Annotated in this window: 5 protein-coding genes; 3 read left to right on the top strand and 2 right to left on the bottom strand. The window is 64.1% G+C overall.

Going from position 1 to position 3586, the window contains the following annotated elements:
• Nucleotides 1–645: formate--tetrahydrofolate ligase (locus EN969_RS21720; RefSeq protein ID WP_127419379.1), on the top strand; the 645-nt coding region annotated here is incomplete at its 5' end.
• A 67-nt stretch (nt 646–712) separates the two neighbouring features.
• Here EN969_RS21720 and EN969_RS21715 read toward each other — a convergent pair.
• The gene (locus EN969_RS21715) at nt 713–1357 is read right to left on the bottom strand and encodes a cysteine hydrolase family protein (protein WP_013529947.1); all 645 of its coding nucleotides are present in this window, start codon (nt 1355–1357) and stop codon (nt 713–715) included.
• A 126-nt stretch (nt 1358–1483) separates the two neighbouring features.
• On the opposite strand from EN969_RS21715, the gene EN969_RS21710 reads away from it, so the two are divergent.
• Nucleotides 1484–2479 (top strand): helix-turn-helix domain-containing protein, encoded by a 996-nt coding sequence (locus EN969_RS21710; protein ID WP_063168858.1) that lies wholly within the window; start codon nt 1484–1486, stop codon nt 2477–2479.
• Nucleotides 2480–2484: 5 nt separating this feature from the next.
• On the opposite strand, the gene EN969_RS21705 is transcribed toward EN969_RS21710, so the two are convergent.
• A complete protein-coding gene (locus tag EN969_RS21705) occupies nt 2485–3042 on the bottom strand; it encodes a sugar O-acetyltransferase (protein WP_063168859.1) in 558 nt (185 codons plus the stop codon).
• A 135-nt stretch (nt 3043–3177) separates the two neighbouring features.
• On the opposite strand from EN969_RS21705, the gene EN969_RS21700 reads away from it, so the two are divergent.
• The coding region (locus EN969_RS21700; RefSeq protein WP_127419378.1) for a DUF4126 domain-containing protein at nt 3178–3586 on the top strand (409 nt) is incomplete at its 3' end.

Genomic DNA, 3586 nt, shown 5'->3' with positions numbered 1-3586 from the left:
GAAGACCTCGGCAAGGAAAACGTCGAAGCGGTGAAGAAGGGCTGCGCCAATCTTGGCCGCCACATCGAGAACATCAGGCAGTTCGGCGTGCCGGCGGTGGTTGCCATCAACCATTTCTATTCCGACACCGACGCCGAGATCCAGGCGATGAAGGACTATGTCGCCTCGATGGGCGAAGAAGCGATCCTGTGCAAGCACTGGGCACACGGCTCGGCCGGGATCGAGGATCTCGCCAACAAGGTGGTGGCACTGGCCGAATCCGGCGCCTCGCAGTTCGCGCCGCTCTATCCCGATGCCATGCCGCTGTTCGAGAAGATCAACACCATCGTCCAGCGCATCTATCGCGGCTCGGAAGCGATCGCCGACAAGTCGGTGCGCGACCAGCTCAAGGCGTGGGAAGACGCCGGCTACGGCCATTTGCCGGTGTGCATGGCCAAGACCCAGTATTCCTTCTCGACCGACCCGAACCTGCGCGGCGCGCCGACCGGCCACACCGTGCCGGTGCGCGAGGTCAGGCTTTCGGCCGGTGCCGGCTTCGTCGTCATCATCTGCGGCGAGGTCATGACCATGCCGGGCCTGCCGAGGGCGCCGTCCTCGGAAAAGATCTTCCTCAATGAGGCCGGCAATATCGAAGGCCTGTTCTAAAATCCTTCAATTCAAACAGAAAGGGCGCCGCAGCGATGCGGCGCCCTTTCTGTTTGTTCGGATAGCCCTAAGCAGCGCTGCGCGACAGCGCCCGCTGGTTGGAGCCGAAGATCGTGTCGCGCTCCGGCAGCGCGCCGGTCTGCAGGCACTCCACCCATTCGGCGGTCTTGAGCACGGCGGCGAAGCGCGACTGCAGGATGATCGTGACCACGCGATGGATCTCCTCGGCCGAGGCGTAGCCGGCGCTGTTGGCGTAAGGCACCGAGCCGGTCGCATCCGACAGGAACTCGACGGCAAAGCCCATATGCACGGCGTGGATAATGGTCGACAGGTCACAATTATGCGTCATGTAGCCGACCACCGTAATCGTATCGATGGCATTGGCGCGCAGCCAGTCTTCCAGATCAGTGCCGGTGAAGGCGGAGGGCAGGTTCTTTTCGACATAATGGTCGCGCTTGCGCCTGGCGATTTCGGGATGCAGTTCGCCGCCGTGACTGCCCTTGGCAAAGATCGGCGAGGTCTCGGGCGCCATCTGCTTGACGACCACCACCTTGATACCGGCAGCAGTCGCTGCATCCATGGCGCGTGCCACATTGACGACGCTGTCGCGGAACGGCGGATGCTGGATGGCGAGATTGCCGCCGTCGTAATCGTTCTGCACATCGACGACGATCAGCGCCCGGCGCGGCGTGGTGTTGGCTGGGTCAGACATGGTGTTTCCTTTCCGGCTTGAATTCGATGGATGGAAGATAGGCGGGCTGCCAGACAGCCGAAAGTGACCCGATTGACATCATTCGAAAGAATTGGGACAATCCGCATTCAACCGCTGGAAGCACCCATGAACGACCCGATCATTGCCGTCCTCGCCTTCGACGGCATCAGCCCGTTCCATCTTTCCGTACCGTGCCTGGTCTTCGGCGAGGACAGGACGGCGCTTGGCCTGCCGCGCTTCGACTTCCGCATCTGCGCGGTCAAGGCCGGGCCGATCCATACCGAAGCCGGGCTGACAATTGCCGCGCCGCATGGGCTCGAAGGGCTCGACGGCGCCGATATCGTCATCATCCCGAGCTGGCATCATCTGAGCGAACCGGTATCGCCGCTGCTGATGGAAGCGCTGCGCCATGCGCACCAACGCGGCGCCTTGATTGTCGGCCTGTGCCTCGGCACCTTCGCCATTGCAGCGGCCGGGCTGCTTTCGGGCCGACGTGCCGCGACGCACTGGGCCTATTGCGAACAATTGCAAACACTCCATCCCGACATCGCTGTCGATGCCGCGGTGCTCTACGTCGACAATGGCGATGTCGTGACCTCGGCCGGCGTCGCCGCCGGCCTCGACTGCTGTCTCCACATCGTGCGCGCCCGCTATGGCGCGGAAGCAGCACTGCGGCTTGCTCGCCAGATCGTGCTTTCCCCGCATCGCCAGGGCGGCCAGGCGCAATTCATCGAGCATCCGGTGGCAAGAAGCGCGGACGCCGACCGCTTCACCCAGGCCCTCGACGCGGTTCGCGCGACGCTTGGCGAAGCGCATAGCCTGGACCGCGTGGCCGAGGCCGCCGGCCTGACCCGCCGCACCTTTACCCGTCGCTTTCAGAAATCGATCGGCGCCAGCTTTGGCGATTGGCTGACCAGCCAGCGGATCGAACTGGCGCAGCGTTTGCTGGAAGCGACGGAGAAATCCATGGACATGATCGCCTTCGAAGCCGGCTTCGGCAGCGCCACCTCGCTGCGCCAGCATTTTTCGGCACGGCTCAAGACATCGCCTGCGCAGTATCGGCGCGAGTTCTCCAGGCGGGTCGATCAGGAAGAGCGCATGACGTATGTCCTGTCGTCCTGACCTGTTCAGCCCCGCTTGACCGGCCGCGCCGGATTGCCGATCACCGTGGCGTTCGCCGCCACGTCGCGCGTCACCACCGCACCGGCGCCGACGATGGCGCCTTCACCGATGCTGACGCCGCCAAGGATGACGGCTGAGCCGCCGATCCAGGCATTGGCGCCGATCTCGATCGGTCGGGCGATCTCCAGTCCGGCCTGCCGCCCACTGGCCTCCTTGTGGTGCTCGGCGCAGTAGATCTGCACGTTCGGGCCGAGCAGCGTTGCCTTGCCGATGCGCACGCTCGCCGTGTCGAGGATGGTGCAGCCGGTATTGAGGAAGACGCCGTCGCCGAGAAAGATGTTGAAGCCATAGGCGCAGTGGAACGGCGCCTCGATACGGGCGCCCTCGCCGGCTCTTCCCAGCAGTGCCTTCAGACCCGGCCCGAGATTGCCGCGTTGACGAGGCGGCAGCAAGTTGTGCTCGAACACCGCATCGCGCGCTATCATCCGCAACGACTCCAGTTCGTCATCGATGCAGGTATACCATTCGCCGGCCACCATTTTCACGCGCTCGCTCTCAGCCATGATGCGGTCTCCAGTTCACGTCCTTGCAAAGCACAAGTGCAGCCAAAAGCGCCGATGCCAGTACTGGTCAAATATTGGACCTATGGTAGCCTGTGACTCAAGGCCGTCTTGGCCCGTGATCGAGGGGGATCGACCATGCTCTACATTCTCGCACTTCTGATCGGCGTCATTGCCGGTCTTCGCGCCATGACGGCGCCGGCCGCCATTGCCTGGGGCGCTTATCTCGGCTGGCTGACGGTTGCCGGCACTTGGGCGAGCTTCATGAGCCATTGGGCGGCTGTCGGCATCTTCACCATCCTGGCCATCGTCGAGCTGGTCACCGACCAGTTGCCGTCGACGCCGAGCCGTAAAGTACCCCAGCAATTCGGCGCCCGCATCGTTACGGGCGCTTTCACCGGCGCGGTGATCGGCGCCACCGGTGGCGCCACCATCGGCGGCCTGATCGCGGGCGCCATCGGCGCTGTCATCGGCACGCTTGGCGGCGCCGAAGCTCGCGGCCGGCTCGCGGCCGCCTTCGGCAAGGATCCGCCCGCCGCCTTTATCG

The sequence above is a fragment of the Mesorhizobium sp. M7A.F.Ca.CA.003.01.2.1 genome, from assembly GCF_003998945.1.
Classification (GTDB): Bacteria; Pseudomonadota; Alphaproteobacteria; order Rhizobiales; family Rhizobiaceae; genus Mesorhizobium; species Mesorhizobium ciceri.
Note: the sequence above shows the minus strand (reverse complement) of the source record. Positions and strands in the feature narration are given on the sequence as shown.

Coding starts and splice junctions, on each gene's coding strand:
- EN969_RS21715 (WP_013529947.1), bottom strand. CDS start 1,357: ATGTCTGACCCAGCCAACACCACGCCGCGCCGGGCGCTGATCGTCGTC.
- EN969_RS21705 (WP_063168859.1), bottom strand. CDS start 3,042: ATGGCTGAGAGCGAGCGCGTGAAAATGGTGGCCGGCGAATGGTATACC.
- EN969_RS21710 (WP_063168858.1), top strand. CDS start 1,484: ATGAACGACCCGATCATTGCCGTCCTCGCCTTCGACGGCATCAGCCCG.